The sequence below is a fragment of the Nocardioides sp. NPDC023903 genome, assembly GCF_040639295.1.
In the GTDB taxonomy this organism is placed as follows: Bacteria; Actinomycetota; Actinomycetes; order Propionibacteriales; family Nocardioidaceae; genus Nocardioides.
This window is the reverse complement of the sequence record NZ_JBEZZS010000023.1, coordinates 69,270-92,034: the sequence shown is the minus strand read 5'-3', so window position 1 is coordinate 92,034 and position 22,765 is coordinate 69,270. Positions and strand designations below refer to the sequence as shown.

The following is a 22,765-nucleotide window of genomic DNA, read 5'->3' as shown; positions in this document are numbered from 1 at the left end:
CTCGCTGAAGCCGGACCTGGTCGTCGACACCGGTGACAACCTGGCCCATCAGCGGGCGGCTCGACCGGCGTATGTGACGCCTCGGCCGTGGCCCGAGTCAGGCGGGGATGTTCCTGCGGCGGAAGCCGACGAAGGAGACGAGCAGCAGGACGAGCGCGACGGCGCTGAGGCCGATCATGTGCGAGGCCTCGATGGGCTCCTGCGGGTAGCGGCCGACCCACCAGAAGGGGGAGATGCCGGCGACCGAGTCCGGGAGGTCGAACAGCGGCCCGAACATCCCGGTGATGCACGTGAACGCGAAGAGCGCCCAGATGATCGGCGTGATCTTCGGGACCCAGGCGTACAGCGCCGCGGTGAGGGTCATGAAGACAGCGACCGCCGGCAGGAACGCCGCGCCGCCCTTCAGGAACGTCCCCAGCTCGACCTCGCCGTTGACCAGCGCCCCGGCCCACAGAGCGAGAGCGCCCGAGATCATGGTCAGTACGAAAGCGCCCACCGCCACGACCACGAGGTGTGAGGCGAACCAGCGACCGCGCGAGACCGGCTTGGCGAGCGTGATCTCCAGGCGACCTTCGGACTCCTCGGTCTTGGCTCGCAGCGTGGTGGCGATCGCGTACCCGGCGGCGGCCAGTGCGGCGTACAGGATCATGATCGCCAGGAACCCGGTGAGCGGGTCGTCGCCGAACATCTCGGTCCCGCCGGGCACGTCCTTCATCATCTCCTCGACTCCCTCGCCGAGGTAGGTGCCGGTCGCCCCGAACATCACGAAGGTGCCGAGGAACCACCAGAACAGAGCCGTACGCTGCTGGCGCCACGCCATCGCGATCGGGGACGAGAGCATCCCGGTCGCCTCGGCCCGGCCGGAGCCGCCGGCGAGCAGCGCCCCGTCGAAGTCGCGCTTCGAGGCGAGGAAGGCCCCGAGGGCGAGGAGCACCAGGACGGCACCGACGCTCAGCGCCAACGGCCACCAGCGCAGGTCGACGTACGCCCTCATCTGCTGTGTCCACGCGATCGGCGAGAGCCACGAGAGCCAGGTGCCGTGCTCGCCGGGCTCGGCCTGCAGGTCCCCGATGCCGCGCACCAGCACCGCGACGCCGAGCACCGCGAGCGCGAGGCCGGTCGCGCCGCGCCCGTGGGTGGTCAGCTGCGAGGTGACCAGCGCGACGGCGGCGAAGACCAGGCCGCTGACGGCGATCGACGTAGACAGGGCGAAGGTGTCCTCGACCGCCAGGCCGCCGGCGGAGATCAGCAGCGCGCTTCCGAGGACCGCGAAGACAACGTTGGCGATGACTACCGTCAGGAGCGAGGCGGCGACCGCCGCGTGCCGGCCGACCACGCGGGAACGGACCAGCTCCGCCCGCCCGCTCTCCTCCTCGGCGCGGGTGTTGCGGACGACCTCGAACATGTTCATGACCCCGAGCAGAGCGATCATCCACAGGGTCATCTCGTTGGCGAACATGGCGCCAATCGTGTAGTCGTCGAGTCCGTAGTTGGGCCCGCCGAGGAACACCGACGCGGGCTGCTGCATCAGTTCGGCGCGTCCCTGCCGGTCCTCGGCCGTGGGGTAGACGGTGCTGAGCGCGGTGACGAAGTAGGCGTACAGAGCCAGCAGCGAGACGGTCCAGACGGTCAGCCGCACCCGGTCGCGCCGCAGCATGAACCGGGTCAGGTGCCAGGTGCCGGCGAAGGAGGTCAGAGGCGTACGCCGGGGGAGTGCCGGAGCGAGTGTGCTCATCGCGCGTCCTCCGTCTCGATGACGTCGCCGTAGTGCCGCATGAAGAGCTCCTCGAGCGACGGCGGCGTGATGGTCAGGCCGCGTACGTCGAGGTCGGTCAGCGTCTTGAGTACGTCACCGACGGCGTGGTTGTCCACGTCGAAGGCGACCCGGGTCCCGGCGCCGTTCTGGCTGGTCACCAGGTCGTTGACGGCCTGAAGCCCGCTCAGTGCCGACGGGTCGCCGCCGACGGTCGCGACGACGGAGGAGCGGGTCAAGTGGCGCAGCTCGTCGAGCGTGCCGGACTCGACGGCGACCCCGGAACGGATGATCGTGACGGTGTCGCACACCTTCTCGACCTCACTGAGGATGTGGCTGGAGAGCAGCACCGAGGAGCCCGCGGCCTTGGCCTCCCGGGCGTACTCGGTGAAGACCGCCTCCATCAACGGGTCGAGGCCGGAGGTCGGCTCGTCGAAGATGTACAGGTCGGACTCGTCGAGGAACGCCGCAACCAGGGCGACCTTCTGGCGGTTGCCCTTGGAGTAGGTGCGCGCCTTCTTGGTCGGGTCGAGCTGGAACCGCTCCAGCAGGTCGGCCCGACGTGCCTTGCGCTTGGCCTTGTCGCCGCCCGGCTTGAGGCGGGTGAGGTAGTCGATGCACTCGCCACCGGTGAGGTTGGGCCACAGCGAGACGTCGCCGGGGACGTACGAGATCCGCTTGTGCAGCTCGACCGCGTCGCTCCAGACGTCACCGCCGAAGAGGCGGGCGGTGCCGGCGTCGGCGCGCAGCAGCCCGAGCAGGACCTTGATGGTGGTGGACTTGCCGGCGCCGTTGGGGCCGAGGAAGCCGGCCACTTGGCCGTGCTGGACGGTCAGGTCGAGGCCGTCGAGGGCCTTGAAGGAACCGAAGGACTTGTGCAGGCCCGCGATCTCGACCGCGGGGATGTTGTCGGACATGAAGAACTCACTTCCACGTTGGAGACGTATGAGGACGTACGCCGACGGGGCAGGGCATCACTCAGATGCGGGCTCCGTCGCGGTGTCCTCCGGCGGGTCCGGGACGTAGAGCATGTATTCGTCGAGCATGCGACGAGTCGTGAAGAAGCCCTGGGTGTAGAGCTCGATGATCGGGAAGTAGCTGGTCGTCATGAACTCTCGGACGATCGCGCCGAGGTCGGCGGGGTCCTTGGGCGGGTTGAGGGTGAGCTCGAGCATCAGCATGCCGAGGGCGGAGAGCACCAGGTAGCGCGCTCGCGCCGGCTCGTTCTGGCTGGGTTTGATCAGGCCGGCCTCGACGCCGTGCTTGGTGTAGCCGACCGCGTCCTCGATCATCTGCTCGATGAAGGTCTGGCTGACCGGTCCGCCGCCCTGCAGCGAGCGCAGGACGTAGCCGAGCATCGGGGCGTACTCCTCCGCCGACGCGAACCTGTGCAGGATGCTCTGCCCGGAGGCCAGCTCATCGATGGAGCCGTTCTTGGCCGCGCGGATCTCGGCGAGCACCTGCTCGTCGCACTCGGCGTGGAGCTCGTCCTTCGAGCCGAAGTGGTGGATCACCAGGGCCGGGCTGACCCCGGCGTCGGTGGCGATCGAGCGGACCGAGGCGCCGAACCCATCCCGCGCGAACCGCAGCACCGCGGCGTCGCGGATTCGCTCGCGTGTCGTCGGGTCCGGGGCTGAACGCATGTTCAATGCTAAACACGTGTTCAGCCGGAGCGCAAGGGGTTACCCGGTGTTCGCTCGGGTGTGGGCTCCTGCGTACCTCCTCAGCCCGCGTAGCGAGCGGCCCGAGCAGTCGGTTCGCCCGGCCCGGAGACGAGCAGCGCGAGGAGCTCGTCCTCGAGAACTGCGCCGACCCGGCGGCAGAACGTCTCCGGCTCGTCCGCGGCGTCGGGGGACTCCGCGACGATCCGGTCGACCACGCCGATCTGTTGAAGGTCGACGGCGAGGACGCGCTGGGCCTCGGCCATCTCGGCGGCGTGGTCGGAGTCGCCGTGCACGATCGCGCTCGCGCCCTCCGGCGGAAGCGGGGAGAGCCAGGCGTGCTGGGCGGCGACCACCCGGTCCGCGGGGAGGAACGCGAGCGCGCCGCCACCGTTGCCCTCGCCCAGCATCAGGCTGAGCGTCGGGGTCTCGACGTTGACGAGGGTCCCCAACGTACGCGCGATCTCGCCGGCGATGCCGCCGTTCTCCGCCTCCGCCGACAGCGCGGCGCCGGGGGTGTCGATGACGGTGACGACGGGGAGCCCGAGCCCGGCGGCGAGCTTCATCCCGCGCTGCGCCTCGCGCAGCCCCTCCGGTCCGAGCGGCTGGTGAGCCTGCTCGCGCCGGTCCTGGGCGAGCACCAGACATGGCGCTGACCCGAACCGCGCCAGCGCGATGATCAGGCCCGGGTCCCGCTCGCCCTGCCCGGTGCCGTTGAGGGGTACGACGTCCGAGGCCGCGATCCGGAGCAGCGCCCGCGCTCCCGGCCGGTCCGCGCGCCGGGACCGCGTGATCGCGTCCCAGGTGTCGACTGCCGAGAAGTCGGCCCCGTCGGCCGAAGCGTCACTCCCGTCGGTCGAGGCGTCACTCGCTGACCACTCGGCCGACGCGAGCGACGTCTCGGCCGACGTGGGTGACTTCTCGGGGCGGAGGTCGAGGATGGTGAGGACGCGGTCGACGAGCCCGGCGAGCTCGTCGGGAGGTACGACGCCGTCGACGAGGCCGTGCGCGAAGAGATTCTCCGAGACCTGGACGCCCGAGGGGAAGGGGCGGCCGTTGAGCACCTCGTAGACCTTCGGGCCGAGGAACCCGAGGAGCGCCGCGGGCTCGGCGACGGTCACGTGACCGAGAGATCCCCACGAGGCCATCACGCCGCCGGTGGTGGGGTGGCGCAGGTAGACGAGGTAGGGGAGCCCGGCGGCCTTGTGGCGGGTGACCGCTTCGGCGATACGCACCATCTGCACGAACGCCGGCGTACCTTCCTGCATCCGGGTCCCGCCCGAGGCCGGGCCGGCCAGAAGCGGCAGCCCCTCGCGCGTCGCCCGTTCCACGGCCGTGATCAGCCGCTCGGCCGACGCGCGTCCGATCGACCCGGCCAGGAACCGGAATTCGGAGAGCACCACGGCCACCCGCCGCCCGGCGATCCGGGCCTCGCCGGTGACCACCGACTCGTCGGTCCCGGCCCGTGCGCGGGCGCGCACCAGGTCGGCGGCGTACGCCTCGGGGAGCTCGCCGTGCACGGGCGGAGTGTCCCAGGACGTCCACGTGCCAGGGTCGAGGACGAGGTCGATCAGCTCAGCGGAGGTCAGGCCCATGGACCGGACGATACCCAAGAATTGGCTCAGTGGCTGAGCCAGTCTCGAAGAGCAACACCAAGTGCGTTAGTCTATTAATTCAATAGACAAATTGAAGGAGCCAGGAATGAGTGCCCCCACGAGCCCCGAGCTCCTCTGGTATCTGCCCAACTTCGTCGAGACCGGCCATCGTGGCGACACCGCGGCGCCGGAGGACGGCTACGGCACCCTCGACTACCAGGTCGGCCTCGCCGAGGCGGTCGAGAACGCCGGCTGGACCGGTGCCCTGCTCGGCACCAGTTGGGGGAGGCCCGACACCTTCACCGTCGCGACAGCCCTGGCCGCGCGCACCAAGACCTTCGAGCCGCTCGTCGCGATCCGCCCGGGATACTGGCGCCCCGCCAACTTCGCCACCGCGGCCGCGACCCTCGACCAGCTCAGCCGTGGCCGGGTGCGGGTCAACATCGTCTCCGGTCAGGATGACCTGGCCGCCTACGGTGATCGCGAGGACTCGCGCGCGGCCCGCTATGCGCGGACCAAGGAGTTCATGCGGCTGGTGCGGCGGTTGTGGACCGAGGAGAACGTCACCTTCGACGGCGACCACTTCCAGGTTGCCGACTCCACCATCACCCCACGTCCGTACGCCACCGAGGGCCGCCCGCACCCCAGGCTCTACTTCGGCGGTGCGTCCCCGGAGGCCGAGGCGGTGGCGGCGACCGAGGCTGACGTACAGCTCTTCTGGGGTGAGCCGCTGGACGGCATCGCGGAGCGGGTCGAGCGCCTGCAGGGCCTCGAGCAGTCGCTGGGCCGCGACCTCGCGCCGCTCGAGTTCGGACTACGGATCACCACGCTGATCCGCGACACCCGCGAGGAGGCCTGGCGCGACGCCGAGGAGAAGGTGCGCCTGATGGCCGACTCCGTCGGAGACCGCGAGTTCCGCCGCGGTCGGTCAGCGGTCGGACAGAGCCGGCTCCTCGACCTCGCCGACCGTGGCGACGTGCTCGACGAGTGCCTCTACACCGCTCCCGGGAAGTACGGCGGAGGCGGCGCCGGAACCACCTGGCTGGTCGGCTCCGCGGACGACGTCGCCGCCGCGTTGAGCCGCTACCAGGAGCTGGGCGTGACCCACTTCGTCCTCTCGGACACGCCCTATCGGACCGAGGTCACCCGGGTCGGCGAGGCGCTGATCCCGAGGCTCCGCGAGGCGGGCCGGGTCGCGCTAACGGGACCAAACGGCGTACGTCGGGCGTAGTTAACCGGAAAGACACGGTCCTGACCTGCGAAAACCGTTGGTAGGTGGAGGGTGTTCGCTCTATTCTGGTAGCACCCGGTTTCGCCGCCGGGTGCCAACACATGACCTTTTGAAGGGCCCACCATGAGCACGCAGCACTCGACCACCGCCCCGGCGGCGTGGTCGCTGACCGCTGCGCACGAGCGCGACCCTCATGCCCGCGGGAGCCGACAGTGACCTGGGTGCATAGCTGCACCGGATCACTCCGGGCCGCTCCTGCGAGACATGTCTGTCTCGTCGGGGCGGCCCCCTTTTTGTTTCAGCCCAGCGTTTCCACCCGATCTGCACGCGATCTCTATCCGACTCTCCTGGGAGGTAACCGAGTATGACCACGACCATGGGCGCCGTGACCCTGTATAACGCCTCCTTCGAGCCGCTCGGGAGGGTCTCGTTCAAGCACGCCGTGCGGATGCTGTTCCGTGAGGTGGCGGTGGTTCACGAGCAACAGGGCGACAAGATGATCGGGCCACATCCATGGCCCAAGGCGGTGCGGCTGGTCCGCTATATCGCCATGCATTGGATGTACCGGCCGGCCGGCTACTCCCGCGAGGGAGTGCTCAAGCGCGACCAGCATCGTTGTGCCTATTGCGGCGGCCAAGCCCGCACCATCGACCACCTCCTTCCACAGTCGCGCGGCGGGAGATGGACGTGGATGAACACGGTGGCGGCATGCGGCAAGTGCAACGGCCGCAAGGGCAACCGCACCCCCGAGGAGGCGCACATGGTTCTCCGGATCGAGCCGTACGTTCCGACCCGGGCCCAGCTCGCAGCCATCGTCTGATTCGCCGATGTGCCGTTTTCTGCCCGAGAGATGGGCCAAATCGCCGTGTCGACTTGACGCATCATTAATAAGTACGATGGACTAACAAACATGTCGAAGGCGAGACGGCGTACGTTGCGGCCGATCGGGAAGTTGCTGCAGGAGGATGCGCGGCGGCACCACCGATCGCTGGTGCTCCAGCACCTCTTCGCGGTGGGTCCCGCGAGCCGCGCCGACCTGGCTCGAGCCTCCGGTCTGACCCGGGCCACGGTCTCCGATCTGGTGGGCAGCCTGCTCGACGACGGGCTCGTCGAGGAGCTCGGAGCGCCGGTGGAGAGCCGGGTCGGGAAGCCGCCGATGCTGGTCGGGCTAGCCGCGGACGCCACGCACATCGTGACCATCGACGTCTCCGGTGACGACCAGGTCGCCGGAGCCGTGCTCAACCTGACCGGCGATGTCGTCCACCGCACCACCAGGTGCCGGGAGGGCCGCACCGGAAGCGAGGCCGTACGCCTCGTGAAGGAGTTGGTCACCGAGCTGATCGCGAGCACCGACCGGCCGATCCTCGGCATCGGGATCGGCAGTCCCGGTGTCGTCGCCGCCGACGGCACCGTGGTCGCCGCGCCCAACCTGGGTTGGACCGATGTCGCGCTGGCCGATCAGGTGCGCCGCGAGACCGGCCGGCCGACGTATGTCGCCAACGACGCCAACACCGCCGTGCTGGGGGAGTACACCTTCGGGCAGTCCGGCGACGGTGGCCTGATGCTCGTGCGGGTCGGCACCGGTGTCGGTGCCGGGCTGGTCCTCGAAGGGGCTCTGCTCCACGGGTTCGTCGACGCCGCCGGCGAGGTCGGGCACGTGACCGTCGACCCCGAGGGCCCGCTGTGCGCGTGCGGGCGCAACGGCTGCCTGGAGACCTTCCTCGCGGTGCCGCGCCTGCGCGAACGCCTCGAGACAGCCCACGACGATGCGCTCGTGGAAGCCGGCGAACACCTTGGAAAGGCATTGGCCCCTGTGGTCGGAACCCTCAATCTTCATGAGCTGGTCCTCTCCGGACCGGCCGACCTGCTGGACGGGCCGCTGCGCGAGACCGCCGACCGGATCATCCGCGAGCGGACGATGCCGGTCAGCGGCGAGCCGCTGGAGTTCCGTACGTCGACGCTCGGCGAGGACGTCGTCATCGTCGGCGCCGCGGTACTCGTCCTCGCCGGTGAGCTGGGGGTGTCGTGATGCCGACATCCGTCGAAACGCTGGCGCTGCGCGTCCAGGTCTCCGCCTTCGCCGGCCCCACCCTGCCGGCCGGCTACGCCGACCTGCTCCGCGAAGGCCTCGGTGGGATCTGCCTGTTCGGCCCGAACACCGAGGCCGGTGAGGAGTCCGTACGCAGCCTGGCGGCCGAGATCCGATCGGCATCCGCCGAGGGCGGCTGGGCCCCGGTGATCACCATCGACGAGGAGGGCGGGGACGTCACGCGGCTGGAGGCGCTCACCGGCTCTTCGGTGCTCGGTGCCGCTGCCCTCGGTGCGGCCGACGACCTGGCGCTGACCGAGGAGACGGGCCGGGCGATCGGGGTGCGGCTGGCGCGAGCCGGCATCAACCTCAACCTGGCACCCGTCGCCGACGTGAACTCCAACCCCGACAACCCGGTGATCGCGACCCGGTCGTTCTCCCACGACGCCGGCGTGGCCGCCAAGCACGTGGCCGCGTGGGTGAAGGGCCTGGAGTCGACCGGCGTGGCCGCCTGCGTCAAGCACTTCCCGGGCCACGGCGACACCGGCCAGGACAGCCACGTCGCCCTCCCGGTCCTCGACGTCTCCCTGGACACGCTGCGCAACCGTGAGCTGGTCCCGTTCCTGGCTGCAGCGGAGGCCGGAGCGGCCTCGGTGATGACCTCCCACATCGTGGTGCCGGCACTGGACCCCGAGCTGCCCGGCACCCTCTCGGCGCCGGTGCTGGGACTGCTGCGCGAGCTCGGCTACGACGGGCCGATCGTCTCCGACGCCCTCGACATGGCCGGTGCGTCCGCGAGCCGGGGCATCCCCGCCGCTGCGGTGCTCTCGCTCAAGGCAGGTGCCGACCTGCTCCTCCTCGGCCCCGACAAACCCACCTCCCTGGTCCACGAGACGACCGCCGCGATCGTGGCCGCGGTCGAGTCCGGTGAGCTCCCGCTGGAGCGGCTCCAGGACGCGGTCGCGCGCATCGACCGGCTGCTCGCCGACCTCGCCGGCGCGCAGCAGCGGCCGGACGGCGCGCTCGACCCGAGGTTCGAGGAGCGCTCGATCGAGGGCGCTCGCCGGGCGCTCGCGACGGCCAGCGACCTCAGCGAGATCCCTGACCTCGCCGGTGCCCTGGTTGTCACCGTCGACACCGAGGCCAACATCGCCGTGGGCGACGTGCCCTGGGGGCTGCCGCCGGACATCGTCATTCGTCCCGGTGACCCGCTCCCGGATCTCCCCGACGCACCCCTCATCGTGCAAGTGCGTGACGCGCACCGCCGTCCCGAGGTCGGCCGGACCGTCGCCGAGCTCCCGGGCGCCGTGGTGCTGGTGGAGTGGGGGTGGCCCGGTGCGTACGACGGACCGGGGTTGCCGCGGCTGTGTCCGCAGGGGTTCTCCCTGCCGGGCGTGGCCGCCGTGACCGAGGTGCTGCGACGATCGGGCTGGACCCGGTGAAGGGCTCAAGGGTCGGCCTGGACATCGGCGGCACCAAGGTCCACGGCATCGCGATCGGGCCGGACGGGGCGGTGCTCGCCGAGGAGCGTGCTCCTACGATCCTCGGAGCCGAAGGAGTCGTGAAGAGTGCGGCCGCGGTGGTCGCAAGCCTGCGCGACGCGCTCGACGGCGGCGAGATCTGCTCGATCGGGGTCGGCATCCCCGGCATCGTCGACACCCGCGCCGGCACCGTGAAGCATGCGGTCAACCTGGGCCTGGACGGCGACGCCTTCCCGCTCGCGGAGCTGCTCGGCGCGCGGGCCGGAGCGGTCGTCACCCTCGAGAACGACACCAACGCGGCGACCCTCGGCGCGCACGCCGTCGAGGACGTCGACGACCTGGTCTACCTTTCGCTCGGCACCGGCCTGGCCGCCGGTCTCTACCTCAGCGGAGCGCTCCGCCGAGGCTTCCACGGCGCTGCCGGAGAGGTCGGGCACCTCCCGGTCGACCCGGAGGGCCCGGTGTGCGGGTGCGGTCAGCGTGGCTGCCTCGAGCTGGTCGCCTCCGGGGCCGCGCTCGCGGCCGCTTGGCCGACGGCCAACGGGCACCCCGCCGCGGCGCTCTTCGCCGCAGCAGCCTCGGGCGACCCGGCGGCCGTCGTCGTGAGGGACCGTTTCGCCGACGGCGTCGCCGCCGCCGTACGCTCGCTCGCTCTCGCCGTCGACCCCGAACGCGTCGTCATCGGCGGGGGCGTCGCGACGGTCGGGGAACCGCTGCGAGAGGCGATCGCGCTCGCGCTGGCCCGGCAGGCCGAGACCTCGCCGTTCCTCGCCTCCCTCGAGCTCGCCTCGCGCCTGCGGGTGGTCTCCGCCGCCCCGGTCGCCGCCATCGGTGCCGCCCTGGTCACCCCGACGAAGGATTGAGATGGAAGTAGTTGTCCTCGAGACCCCTGCCGACGTGGCCTCCCTCGCCGCGGACGCGATCGAAGACGTCGTACGCCGCCGGGCGGCCGCTGGCACCCCTGCGGTGCTCGGCCTGGCCACCGGTTCGACTCCGCTGGCGACGTACGAGGAGCTCATCCGCCGCGCCCGGGACGGCCGAGCGCCCTCCTATGACGGTGTGGAGACGTTCAACCTGGACGAGTACGTCGGCCTGCCCGACGGTCACGAGCAGTCCTACCTGGCGACCATCCGGCGTGAGTTCACCGACGCGATCGGCATCCCGCCCGAGCGGGTCCACGGACCCGACCCGACCGCGGAGACCCTGCCGACGGCGGGGGAGCGCTACGAGGCGGCGATCGTGGCCGCGGGCGGCATCGAGGTGCAGATCCTCGGCATCGGCTCCGACGGCCACCTGGCCTTCAACGAGCCCGGCTCGTCGCTGGCCTCGCTGACCCGGATCAAGACGCTCACGGCCCGGACGCGCAAGGACAACGCGCGCTTCTTCGGCTCACCCGACGCGGTGCCGCACCACGTGCTCACCCAGGGACTCGGCACCATCACCCGAGCCGGCCACCTGCTTCTCCTCGCCACCGGTGAGGGCAAGGCCGAGGCGATCGCCGCCGCGGTCGAGGGCCCGATCTCGGCGACCTGCCCGGCCTCGGTCCTCCAGCTTCACGGCCACGTCTCGGTCCTCTTGGACGAGGCCGCGGCCTCCCGGCTCGTACGCCGCGACTACTACCGCGAGGTCTACGCCGGGAAGCCGGACTGGCAGGGGCTCTAGAGGGCTTCGCGAAGCCGCTCGGCGGCGGTCTCCGGCGGGATGTCGTTGACCCAGAGCGCGACGCCGGACTCGATGCCGGCCAGGTACTTCAGCCGCCCCGGTGCCCGCCGGATGGTGAAGATCTCGGCGGCCAGGTGCCAGGTGTCCTCGCGGCCGGTCGGGGCCTGCTGCCAGCCGGCGATGTAGGGCACCGGGCCGGCGTCGTCGAGCCCGTCCATCCGCCGCAGGCACTCCTGGTAGAGCGCGGCGAGGTCGTCCATCTCGTCGGCGGTCAGACCGGGCAGCGAGCCCACGTGGCGCCGCGGCACGACGCGGATCTCGTAGGGCCAGCGACCGGCGTAGGGCACGTACGCCACGAACGTCTCGTTCTCGGCCACCACCCGCGACCCGTCGGCGATCTCGTCGGCGAGCACCGCACACTGCAGGCACTCGCCGGTCGCCTCGCGATGGGCGTCGGCGGCGTTCACCAGGGACTCGATCCGTGGCGGCAGCACCGGCATGGCGTAGATCTGCCCGTGCGGGTGCTGCAGCGTCACCCCGATCTCCTCGCCGCGGTTCTCGAAGCAGAAGACGTACGCCACCTCCGGCATCGCCGTCAGCTGCTCGGTGCGGTGGGCGAGCGCCGCGAGCACCGTCCGCACCCGCTCGGGAGGAAGATCGACGAAGCTCTGCTCGTGGTCGCTGGTGAAGCAGACCACCTCGCACCGGCCGCGTCCCGGCTGGGAGACGAACGGCTCGCCGGTCGCCTCACCGACGGCGACCGTCGAGAGCGCCGGGAACCGGTTCTCGAAGGCCACCACGTCGTAGCTCTCGGCCGGGATCTCGGTGAGCCTCCCGTCGACCGACGGGCACAGCGGGCACTCGTCCGAGGGCGGCTTGAACGTACGCGTCTGCCGGTGCCCAGCCACCGCCGTCCAGGTCGCGGTCAGCCGGTCCCAGCGCAGCTGCGACCCGCCCGCCCGCGGCTCCAGGGGCCGCTCGTCGTGCACCGAGCGCAACGTCGGCTGCTCGTCGAAGAACCAGATCTCGCGTCCGTCCGCCAGCTTCGCTGACGTCGCCACCGGGTTGGTCGGCGCAGGGGTGTTCGGCATGGGCCCAGTATCGCCTGCGCAGGGCTACTTGCTGACGCAGGCCTGGGCTGCGCCCTGGGAGACATTGCCGTTCTCACCGAGGGAGCGGACCTGGATGCAGACCTTGGTGGCGCCGTCGAGGCGTACGACCGCCTTGGGCCGGTCCACGTTGCCGCTGGTGGAGTTGTCGCCGACCCACTTGTAGCCGGTCGCTCCGGGCACACCGGACCAGGTGAAGACGGCGCGGTTGCCCTTGAGCGTGCCCTTGACCTTGCCCGGGGCGGCCGGGCCGGTGACCCCGGGGAGATCGGTCTCGACGGGCGGGGGCGGGACCTCGTCGGGCTTCTCGTCCTCGCCGCCGCGGGAGAGCACGATGCCGATGGCGGCGGCGATGAGGAAGAGGACGACGACGCCGATGATCGCCGGGGTCTTGCTGCGGGACTCCGGCGGGCGGGCGCCGGTGAGGACGGACAGGCCCTCATCCGTACGCGGGTAGCTGAACCGGGTGCGGTCGGCCGAGGCCGAGCCCGCGTCCGGGTAGGAGGCCGCCTGGACGGGCGGCGGAGGCTGGGCGATGACCTGGGAAGGCGGCTTGACCTCGGTGACCAGCTCGGCCTCCGGGTCCGAAGGCGGGGCGGGCAGGCTGCTGCGGCCCGAACCGGTCGTCGGCCCGTCGCCACGAGAGGCCGGCACCGTCGGGACCACCGGGATCGAGCCGCTGCCGCCGGCATCGCGGTCGAGGACCTGCACCTCGGTGCGTCCCAGCCGCAGCTCCTGCTCGATCCGCTGGAAGTGGCGGGCCAGGTCGAGGACGGTCCTCGGCCGGTAGGTCGGGTCCTTCGCCATCGCCTGCTGCAGCACCCGGTCCAGCGACGGAGGTACGTCGGCCCGGCCCGTGGCCGGTGGAGCGGTATGCAGGATGCGGGAGAAGACGGCGCGGTCGGAGTTGTTGCCCCGCTCCGCGAACGGCGAGCGGCCCACGAGAAGATGCCAGACGGTCGCGGCCAGCGAGTAGACGTCGGAGGCGACCGAACCGTTGGACGCCGAGGTGAGGACCTCGGGCGGCGACCACGGCAGCGAGACCCCGATGTCGCCCTCGTCGTCGCGCGGGCGGCCGGCGATGCCGAAGTCGGCCAGGCCGGGCACGTCGTAGCGGGAGAGCAGGATGTTGGACGGCTTGATGTCGCGGTGGATGATCCCGGCGCGGTGCGCGGTCTCGACGGCCGACGCCATCTGGATCCCGAAGCGCAGCGCGTCCTGCACCTTCATCGGGTTGTTGCGTACGCGGGCACCGAGGTCGGCGTTGGGGTAGTAGCCCATCACCAGGTAGGGGCGGCCGTCCGGCGTCTCACCGGCGCTGTGCACCGGCACGATGAACGGGTGCTCGGCCAGCTCGGCCATCACCGCCGCCTCGGCGGCGAACTGCGCCCGCTGCGCCTCGGCGAGGTCGGAGGACCGCATCAGCTTCACCGCGACCCGGACCTTCGGGTGGTGGCGCTCGTAGAGGTAGACGTCGGCGAAGCCGCCCGAGCCGAGCCGGCCCAGGCAGGTCATCCCCGGCAGCTCGGGACCGAGCTCGGGATGTGGCGTCTGGGTCACCCGAGAACCTCATAGTTCAGGTTGATGGAGCCGGCGAGGCTCACCACGGCACCGGGCTCCAAGGCGTACTCCTCCATCGGCCGCATCTGCTGCGGACGCCCGCCGGGCAGGGTGAGGTAGGACCCGTTGGCGGAGCCGAGGTCGCGCACGAGCACCTGCCACTCCTCGAGCCGCACCTCGGTGTGCAGTCTGCTGATGTCGGGCAGCATCACCTTCACCAGATGCGGAGGTACGCCACCAGCTCCCGTGTTGCCGCTGGCATCCGCGCGCGGCGACCGCCCGAAGACGGCACCTCGGTCCAGGATGACGACCCGGCCGTCGCCCAGCTTGAGCTGGCCCAGCGCGGGGCGCGGGACCGAGACCGGCTGCTGGTGCGGCGGCAGCGCCATCCGGCAGATGCGGCAGGTCGGGGAGTAGGGCGGCGACGCGTGGCCCTGCGGGCAGTAGACCGCCCACACCGTCGGCCCGCCCGCGGGCGGCACCGGGGTCGGCGTCGGGACGTCGCGGACCCGTGTCGCCATGTCGTTGGGCGGCGTAGGCGCGGGCGCGGGCATCGGAGGAGGCGGCACGGAGGGCCGAGCCGCGGGCGGCGCCACGGGCGGGGGCGACGGCTGCCGGTCCGGCGGGCCCCACGCGTTCGGGTCGGGCTTCTTGGCACCCTTCTTGCGCCACGGAAGCCCGTCGATGATGCCCTTCTTCGACTCGGGCGCGGGCTGGGGCGGTGCCACCGAGGGCGGCGGCACCTGAGCCGGCGGAGGGCTCTGGAACGACGAGACGCCCGGCATCGCCGGAGGGGGCGGCGGAGAGGCCGCCAGGTCCGAGCGCCGGATGGTGTGGTCCAGCGGCGCCATGGTCGAGTCGACCGGCGCCTGAGCGGAGAAGTCGAGGTCGAAGACGACGTCCAGCGAGCGTGCGTGGGCGGTGTCGACCAGCGGCTGGTCCTCCTCCATCCCGCCCCAGGCCCCGTTGGCGAGCTCGGCCCGCTCGGGGACGGCGGCGAAGTGGCCGTCGGCCCACTTGCCGGAGACGTCGATGCCGTCGATGAAGACCGGCACCTCGTTGACGACGGCGGTCACCTTGGCAGGGGAGCGCACGGCGTACCGCACTCGCGGGCCCTCGCGTCCGATCAGCGCGAAGCCGGGGGCTCGCGGGCCGTCCGCGGAGAGCAGTCCGGCGATCGCGTCGACCGGGCGGGGGTCGGCAAGAGCGGCCTGGACGCCGTGGACCCGCGGGTCACCCGGCCCGAGCTGCACCAGCGCCCAGCACCGGTCGCCCTTCAACGCGAGCCAGTGCCCAGCACAGTAGGTAGCGGAATCACTCATGGGACGACGAGACGTCCCCTGCGGATCGTGAGGAGCCTGATGTCGAGACGTCAGTCTCCGCGGGGGCGGCGAAGAGCGAGGGAGGGGGTGTCACGAGTACCACAGTGACATTGTCGCGCCCACCCGATGCAACCGCAGCGTCCACCAGCCTCTGGGCGAGGTTGTCGATGCTTCCGCCCACACCGAGCGTCCTGGACGCGATGTCGTGGATCTCGTGGTCCTCGAGCTCGCCGGTGAGGCCGTCGGAGCAGAGCAGGAAGATGTCGTCGGGCGAAACGGCCATCAGCCAGGTGTCCGCCGCAGGCGACGGGTAGGTGCCGAGTGACCGGGTGATGACGTTGCGCAGCGGGTGGACGCGGGCCTCCGCGGCGGTGATCATCCCGGCCTGGACCATGACGGCGACCTCGGAATGATCGATGGTCACCTGCGTGACGCCGGCCGGCGAGAGCCGGTAGACGCGCGAGTCGCCGACGTTGAAGACCAGCCAGTGGGGAGCACCCTCCGACTCGACGAGCGCCACCCCGGTCAGGGTCGTGCCCATGCCCTGCTTCTCGGAGTTGCGTGCCGCCTCCGAGGTGATCGCGGAGTTGGCTGCGTGGACGGCGTCCTGGATGTCCTCGGGAACCGGGCAGATGGTCGCGAAGCGGCTCTGGAAGGTCTCCACCGCGAGGGCGCTGGCGACGTCGCCACTGGCATGACCGCCCATCCCGTCGGCGACGACGGCCACCGCGGGCAGCATGACGAACGAGTCCTCGTTCACCTCGCGGACCCGGCCGACATCAGTCGCCCCCGCGGCACGCAGGGCTGGGTAAGCGGTCATGCTGTTCCTTTGCGGTGCCAATTTTCTGGGACATCCCGGGCAGGATGCGAAATAGTGGTGCTGGAAGCGGACACTTTAGAACATCCCGTACGGTATCGGTGAGCGTGTTCACTGAGCCGTGTGCCACGTTTGGCTCATTCGTGTGGCTTCTTGCCCTGAGGCGCGCCTAGAGTAAGCCAGGCTTTTCGCATCGGCTGGCCATTTGGCATGGAAGGACTTGGGGAGAGTCTTGGTGGCACGTTTCGGGATGGCGCCCGGCTGGATGCGGCGTCATCGGACCTCCATCGCGTCCTGGGCCGCTCTTGCCGTGGTTGCCAGCGGATTGACCGTCTACGCGATCCAGTCGACGGGTTACCCCGTGCACAAGGCCGACCTCGACGACGGCGGCATCTGGGTGACCAACCAGTCCTGGGGCACCCTGGGCCGGCAGAACCGCCCTGTCGCCCAGCTCGACGGTGTCGTCTGGGCGGGCAACGAGACCGGGTCCAGGTCCGAGCGTGCCGGTCTCGACGTGGTGCAGAACGGCATCGCGGTGGCCTCCGTCGACCGCGACGCCCGCACGATCACCCCGGTCAACACCAAGCTCGCCGAGGGCATCGACGACGACGCGGTGACCGTGAAGGACAGTCGCGTGGTGATGGGTGGCACCACCATCGGTGTCGCCGAGCAGAAGACCGGCAAGGTCTGGCTCACCTCCGTCGACCCGACCACCGGCGTCGGCGACCTCTCCAACCTCTCCGGCTCCACGAAGCCCACCGAGACGGTCGGCGCCGACACGGTGCTCACCATCGGCACCGACGGGACCGCGTACGCCGTCTCCGCCGCCAAGCGCACGCTGACCGCCTTCGCCCCGGACGGTGAGCGGTTCGCCGATCCAGCGGAGACCAAGCTCCCGAAGGCTCCGGAGTACGCCGAGACCCCGACCTCGGCGACCGCCGTCGGCAGCGAGGTCATCACCCTCGACCAGGCCGGCTGGCTGCTCGGCGCCTCCAAGGGCTCCGACATCGCCGTGGACTTCGGTGACACCGCGGAGAGCGCGGTCCTCCAGCAGCCTTCCGTCAAGGCCAAGGAGGTGCTCGTCGGCGATGCGACGGGCCTCAAGGCCGTCTCCCTGAGCAACGGCGAGATCCGCCACGTCGCCGAGTCCGCCGGCGACCCGGCGGCCCCCGTACGCCTCGGCGACTGCGTCTTCGGTGCTTGGGCCAACGGCTCGACCGGCTCGGTGGTGACCCAGTGCGGCGAGGGCGAGCCGATCCTGGGCGAGATCCCGACGCTCGGTCCGGCCGCCGAGCTGGAGTTCCGGGTCAACCGCGGCCAGCTGGTGCTCAACGACCTGCGCAATGGTGATGTCTGGGAGATCGACGGCGCCGACATCAAGAAGATCTCCAACTGGGAGGCGTTCCAGCCGCAGACCCAGAAGCAGAACCAGAAGAAGGACAAGCAGCAGCAGCAGACGAAGGCCGCCCAGGCGCCGAAGGCCAAGGACGACCAGCTCGGTGCCCGGGCCGGCCGCACGACGGTCCTGCACGTCCTCGACAACGACTCCTCGGCCAAGGACTCGATCCTGAGCGTGGTCTCGGTCGGCGAGGCCTCCGTCAAGGGCGTCGAGGCAACCATCGCCCCCGACCGGCAGTCGGTCCTGGTGACCGCCCCCGAGTCGGCCGAGGGGAAGAAGACCAGCTTCAAATACACCGTCGACGACGGGCTCAAGGGCAAGGCCGGCCAGGACGACGCCAGCGTCGAGCTCAGCATCGAAGGCTCGGGCGGCACCGGCAAACCGACGCTGCGTGAGCACTACACACCGACCGACTACACCGTCGCGGCCGGCGGCACCGTCGAGGTCCCGGTGGTCGGTGACTGGCGCGACGAGCGTTACGGCGACCCGGTCACCGCTCAGTCCCCGACCGCGTCCAAGGGCAAGGCGAGCGTGACCCCTGACGGGCTGCTGCGCTACACCGCCGCCACGGACGCCTCGGGCAGCGAGAACCTCGGCTATCAGGTCAGCACCGGCGGCAAGACGTCGAAGGACAAGGTGCGGATCAACATCGTCGCCGGAGCGACCACCGCCTCTCCGGAGCCGAAGGACGACGTCGCCGAGGGCACCCAGGGCTCCTGGGTGACCATCCGCCCGCTCGACAACGACATCCCCGGCGCCGACCCGTCCAACCTCGACGCGACCCTCACCCTCGCCGGTGACGTCCCGCCGAAGGGCGGCCTCGAGGTGAGCACCGACCGGGAGACCGGCGTGGTGCGGGCCAGAGGAAGCTCGCCGGGCACCTACCAGCTCAGCTACAACGCTGGGTTCGGGGCCGCGAAGCCCGCCGCGGCGAAGATCCGCGTCGACGTCAAACCCGCCTCTCAGGCGGCGGACGAGCCGATCGCGACCCCGGACACGACCGCCGTCCTCGGCACCTCGACCCGCACCCTCGACGTCCTCGCCAACGACTACGACTCCCGAGGCCGGCTCCTCGCCGTGACCCATGCCGAGCCGGTCGGCGACAGCGACCTGACGGTTGCGGTGCTCGACGGTCGCTGGCTGCGGATCCAGGCGTCCAAGCCCGACATGGACCCGTCCACCCAGGCGATCCGCTACACGATCAGCAACGGCGCGGCCGAGGCCGAGGGGTCGGTGACGGTGAGCCAGCGACCGGCGCTGCGCGGCGCCGAGAACGCCCCTGAGGCGGTCGACGACGAGGCCACGGTCAGGGCCGCCGACTCCGTCTCGATCCCGGTCCTCGACAACGACTCGACACCCTCGGGCGACCCGGTCGGCCTGGTCGTCGACCAGACCATCGAGACCAAGGGCCAGCTGCAGGTGCTGGGCCAGCCGACGGTCGGTGAGGCCTACATCGACGGCAACCGGGTCCGCTACGTCGCTCCCGACGATGTGAAGGGGCCGGTCGACGTCGACGTCCGCTACGTCGTGCAGAACACCGGCGACCCCTCCGCGGAGCACTCCTCGGGCAACATCCGCATCCACGTCAAGCCGCTGCCCAAGAAGAAGGCAGACAACTCCGCGCCCGCGCCGAAGGCGCTGGAGTCGCGGGTGGTCCAGGGCGACGAGGTCACGTTGCGGCTGCCCACGGTCGGCACCGACCCCGACGGCGACTCGGTCTCGGTGACCCGGATCAACAGCGCGCCCGCCTACGGCCGCGTCCTGGCCCACGGCGCCAACACGATCACCTACCAGGCCTTCCCCAACGCCGCTGGCACCGACGAGTTCACCTACGAGGTCAGCGACCCGTTCGGGGCCGTCGCGACCGGCACCGTACGGATCGCTGTCGTCGCGCCCGGCGCGCCCCAGCGCCCGGTCGCCGTCGACGACCTGGTCACGCTCGACCCGGCCAAGAAGCTGACCTACGACGTGCTCGCCAACGACCTGCGTACACCGGGGACGGAGCTGCACCTGGCCTCGACCGACGCGACCGAGGGCTCCAACGTCAAACAGCGCTCCGACGGCATCGTTACGGTCCAGGGTGGCTCTGGGGAGCCGTTCCAGCACATCCCCTACCGCGCCACCACGGGTCTCCACGAGGACACCGGCGAGCTCGCGATCCGCTACCAGGAGGGCTACGACAACCCGCCGATGGCGGGGATCGTGGTCGCCCACCCCGAGGGCGACTCGTCGACCACCACCGTCGACGTGATGACCAAGGTGACCGACATCGACGACTCGCTCGAGGACCTCACCGTCGACGCGGTCAAGGGTCCCTCGGTCGGCGAGGACGAGTCGAAGCCGAAGATCGACGACGGCAAGGTCACCCTGCCGGTCGGCGACACCACCCGGGTGTGGACCTACCGGGTCACCGACCCCGACGGCGCCCAGGCGGTCGGCTCGATCTACGTCCCCGCACGCCCCAAGGACGCTCCCTACCTGAAGCCGGGCTCCGAGCTCCAGCTCAACCCGGGCGAGACGAAGAACGTCGACATCACCGACTACGTCGAGGACCCCGAGGGCGACCCGGTCGTGCTGACCACGACCGACAAGATCGTGGCCGCTCCCGAGGGCATGCTCAACACCGGCGACACCACCGCGACGACCGTGAAGGTCACCGCCGGTGAGACCAAGGGCCCGGCGACCCTGACCTTCGAGGTCGCCGACCGCGAGAAGATCACCTCCGCGGACGCCCACCTCTCGGTGATCTCGCTGCCGGTCCAGATCGGCAAGGAGGAGCCGGAGATCAACTGTCCGAGCACCCCCGTCGAGGTCCCGGAGAGCGGCAACGGTGCGCTGGTCGACATCGCCGCCATCTGTCACGTGTGGACCGCCGACCCGGGCGACGCCGACGACCTCGACTTCACCGCCGAGGTCGGCGACGGGCTCGACGGGGTCGAGGTCAAGCCCGAGGACGGCGGCCTGCGGCTCACCGCCGAGCACGCCGACGCCGGTGCCCAGGGCGCCCTGGAGATCGGCGTCGAGGGCACGGATGCGACCGGCCAGCTCCTGGTCACCGTCATCGCGTTGCCCGCGCCTTCCCTCTCTCCGATCAAGCCGCTGCAGACCGAGGCCGGGAAGACGGTCGCGATCGACATCGCCGACTATCTGCAGACACCGGTGCCGTCGGAGTCTCAGGAGGTGGTGATCACCAAGCTCGACCCGATCGACGCCGAGTCGCCCGACATGGGCAAGGCCAGCGGTTCGAAGATCACCTTCAACACGCCCGAGGAGGGCCACGGCCACTACCGCTACGCGATCGAGGTCAGCGACTCCGGCAAGGACTCCAAGCGGGTCAAGGCCAACGGCGTCATCGAGGTGGACGTCATCGACGTCCCCGGTGCGCCGACGGCGCTGCGTACGACCTCCGACTTCCTCTCCAACGTGGTCGCGCTGTCGTGGAACGCACCGAAGGACAACGGCGACGACCCGATCCAGCGCTACGAGGTGGAGGCCAACGGCGACCACGTCCAGGACTGCCCGTCGACCTCGTGCCGGATCACCGGGCTGAAGAACGGCGTCGTCTACGACTTCCGCGTGCGTGCGGTGAACTCCGTGGGGCCGAGCCGCGAGTGGAGCAACTCGGCCGAGGGTGAGCCCGACGCCTACACCGGTCCGGTGCAGAACCTTCGGGTCACCCGTCAGCGCGACCACAAGGTCGAGCTGAGCTGGAGCAAGCCGGCTCCGTGCGACTGCTCGGACGTGCAGAAGTACCGGATCAGCTGGCCCGGGGGTGGCATCAAGGACATCTCCGCAGGTCAGACGACCTATCCGGCGGCGGTCAGCTCCAACGGCGACCCGGTGCAGTTCACCGTCGTGCCGCTCAACGACAAGGGCGTCAAGACCAACAAGGGCCCGACGGCGACGGTCGAGGGGATGGGCGCCGGCAAGCCGGACACCCCGGCGACGCCGACGTTCGACTGGGCCAACACGGCGAACAACTCCGGCAAGGCGGTGACCGTCTCGTGGAGCCCGGTCGCGGCCAACGGCCCGGCGCCGGTCACCTATGAGGTACGCCGCACCGGCGGCACCGGCGAGAAGATCGTCTGCTCCTGGGTGGCCGAGACCAGCTGTCGCGACGACGTCGCCAATGACGGCACGATCTACACCTATGCCGTCAGGGCCCGCAACGCGGAGGCGACATCGCCCCGCGAAACCGGGTCAGGCGGTTCGCCGGAGGCGCACATCTCCAGCTACTCCGCGGGCGGCCAGGTCGAAGCGGCCGCGACTCCGGACGCGGTCTCCTTCGCCAGCGCGACCCCGACCGGGGCCAACGGCACGGCCGAGATCGTCTTCACCCCGCGGGCCTCGCACGGCAAGACCAACCGGGTCGAGTGCGTGCGCAACGGCTCCTCCTGCGGCAGCTGGACCTACCCGCCCGACGGCGCCGGTCAGCAGACCAAGACGATCACGGGTTTCACCAACGGCACCTCGACGCAGGTGCAGCTGCGCGCCTGCAACGACTCCTCCGGTGGCACCGGCTCCGGCGACTCCTGTGGCGCCCCGACGTCGAAGAACGTGACCACCTACGGTCCGCTGGGCACGCCGTCGATCTCGGCGAGCGTCGACGGCAACAGGGTCAACTGGCGGGTCAGCTACAACCCCAACGGCAAGGCCGCGACCGTCACCGTCAAGCGTGGCGGCACCCAGGTGGAGCAGTTCACCACCGGCACCGGCGCAGGCAGCCGCTCGGGCACGGACACCGCGCCCGAATGGAACACGTCCTACACCTACACCGTGACCATCAGTGACTCGCCGCGAGCGAGCAAGTCCGACTCGGTCACGGTGCGGACCGACCCGCCGCCGGACCCGACGCTCCAGGTCAACAAGGCTGGCGAGTGCAACGGCGCCGGCTGCCCGGATCCGGACGTGGCGTGTGGCGGCACCTGCTGGTACGTCGGCTCCACCATCACCGACCGTGCGTTCCCGGGCAAGACCTGGGAGTGCCGCACCAATGCCACCACCTCCCGCTGGGACGTGCCGATCGGCAACGACGGCACGGGCTCGGGCAGCGGCCGCGGCTGGGTCGGCGCCAACACCCCGTTCACCGTCACCTGCACGACCTCCGGGCGTCCCACCCTGACTAAGAACGTAACGTGGTAGGAGA

15 protein-coding genes are annotated in these 22,765 nt (G+C 70.7%); 7 read left to right on the top strand and 8 right to left on the bottom strand.

Going from position 1 to position 22,765, the window contains the following annotated elements:
* Nucleotides 1-97: 97 nt before the first annotated feature.
* The 4 genes from AB0F44_RS21335 to AB0F44_RS21320 all read right to left on the bottom strand — a co-directional run bounded on the left by AB0F44_RS21335 (nt 98) and on the right by AB0F44_RS21320 (nt 5,009).
* Nucleotides 98-1,735 (bottom strand): polyketide antibiotic transporter, encoded by a 1,638-nt coding sequence (locus tag AB0F44_RS21335; RefSeq protein ID WP_357358696.1) that lies wholly within the window; start codon nt 1,733-1,735, stop codon nt 98-100.
* A complete protein-coding gene (locus AB0F44_RS21330) occupies nt 1,732-2,670 on the bottom strand; it encodes an ABC transporter ATP-binding protein (RefSeq protein WP_357358695.1) in 939 nt (312 codons plus the stop codon). Before AB0F44_RS21330 ends, AB0F44_RS21335 begins: the two co-directional genes overlap by 4 nt.
* 57 nt (nt 2,671-2,727) lie before the next feature.
* Nucleotides 2,728-3,396, bottom strand: a complete 669-nt coding sequence (locus AB0F44_RS21325) for a TetR family transcriptional regulator (protein ID WP_357358694.1) — start codon at nt 3,394-3,396, stop codon at nt 2,728-2,730.
* Between the two features lie 80 nt (nt 3,397-3,476).
* On the bottom strand, nt 3,477-5,009 hold the full coding sequence (locus AB0F44_RS21320) for a carboxyl transferase domain-containing protein (RefSeq protein WP_357358693.1): 1,533 nt from the start codon (nt 5,007-5,009) through the stop codon (nt 3,477-3,479).
* Nucleotides 5,010-5,115: 106 nt separating this feature from the next.
* Here AB0F44_RS21320 and AB0F44_RS21315 point away from each other — a divergent pair, with 106 nt between their 5' ends.
* The 6 genes from AB0F44_RS21315 (at nt 5,116) to nagB (ending at nt 11,412) form a co-directional block, all read left to right on the top strand.
* Nucleotides 5,116-6,240 carry an LLM class flavin-dependent oxidoreductase gene (locus AB0F44_RS21315; protein WP_357358692.1) on the top strand — a complete coding sequence of 375 codons (1,125 nt, stop codon included), beginning with the start codon at nt 5,116-5,118 and terminating at the stop codon, nt 6,238-6,240.
* 364 nt (nt 6,241-6,604) lie between these two features.
* Nucleotides 6,605-7,060 (top strand): HNH endonuclease, encoded by a 456-nt coding sequence (locus AB0F44_RS21310; protein ID WP_357358691.1) that lies wholly within the window; start codon nt 6,605-6,607, stop codon nt 7,058-7,060.
* 90 nt (nt 7,061-7,150) lie between these two features.
* A complete protein-coding gene (locus AB0F44_RS21305) occupies nt 7,151-8,269 on the top strand; it encodes an ROK family transcriptional regulator (protein ID WP_357358690.1) in 1,119 nt (372 codons plus the stop codon).
* Nucleotides 8,269-9,711 (top strand): glycoside hydrolase family 3 N-terminal domain-containing protein, encoded by a 1,443-nt coding sequence (locus AB0F44_RS21300; RefSeq protein WP_357358689.1) that lies wholly within the window; start codon nt 8,269-8,271, stop codon nt 9,709-9,711. Before AB0F44_RS21305 ends, AB0F44_RS21300 begins: the two co-directional genes overlap by 1 nt.
* Entirely contained in the window at nt 9,708-10,613 is a 906-nt protein-coding gene (locus AB0F44_RS21295; protein WP_357358688.1) for an ROK family protein, read from the top strand. Before AB0F44_RS21300 ends, AB0F44_RS21295 begins: the two co-directional genes overlap by 4 nt.
* A 1-nt stretch (nt 10,614) precedes the next feature.
* Nucleotides 10,615-11,412 carry a glucosamine-6-phosphate deaminase gene (gene nagB / locus AB0F44_RS21290; RefSeq protein ID WP_357358687.1) on the top strand — a complete coding sequence of 266 codons (798 nt, stop codon included), beginning with the start codon at nt 10,615-10,617 and terminating at the stop codon, nt 11,410-11,412.
* Here the strand turns inward: nagB and galT are convergent.
* The 4 genes from galT to AB0F44_RS21270 are packed head-to-tail and all read right to left on the bottom strand — an operon-like array spanning nt 11,409 to nt 16,223.
* Nucleotides 11,409-12,503 (bottom strand): galactose-1-phosphate uridylyltransferase, encoded by a 1,095-nt coding sequence (gene galT, locus AB0F44_RS21285; protein ID WP_357358686.1) that lies wholly within the window; start codon nt 12,501-12,503, stop codon nt 11,409-11,411. The genes nagB and galT overlap by 4 nt on opposite strands.
* 24 nt (nt 12,504-12,527) lie before the next feature.
* The gene (locus AB0F44_RS21280; RefSeq protein WP_357358685.1) at nt 12,528-14,081 is read right to left on the bottom strand and encodes a serine/threonine-protein kinase; all 1,554 of its coding nucleotides are present in this window, start codon (nt 14,079-14,081) and stop codon (nt 12,528-12,530) included.
* The gene (locus AB0F44_RS21275) at nt 14,078-15,403 is read right to left on the bottom strand and encodes an FHA domain-containing protein (protein WP_357358684.1); all 1,326 of its coding nucleotides are present in this window, start codon (nt 15,401-15,403) and stop codon (nt 14,078-14,080) included. The genes AB0F44_RS21280 and AB0F44_RS21275 overlap by 4 nt, the downstream gene beginning before the upstream one ends.
* Complete coding sequence (locus AB0F44_RS21270) at nt 15,396-16,223, bottom strand: PP2C family serine/threonine-protein phosphatase (RefSeq protein ID WP_357358683.1); 828 nt, start codon at nt 16,221-16,223, stop codon at nt 15,396-15,398. The genes AB0F44_RS21275 and AB0F44_RS21270 overlap by 8 nt, the downstream gene beginning before the upstream one ends.
* 232 nt (nt 16,224-16,455) lie before the next feature.
* Between AB0F44_RS21270 and AB0F44_RS21265 the strand changes: the two genes are divergently transcribed.
* Nucleotides 16,456-22,761, top strand: coding sequence for an Ig-like domain-containing protein (locus AB0F44_RS21265; RefSeq protein WP_357358682.1), 6,306 nt, complete (start codon nt 16,456-16,458; stop codon nt 22,759-22,761).
* The last annotated feature ends 4 nt before the right edge of the window (nt 22,762-22,765 follow it).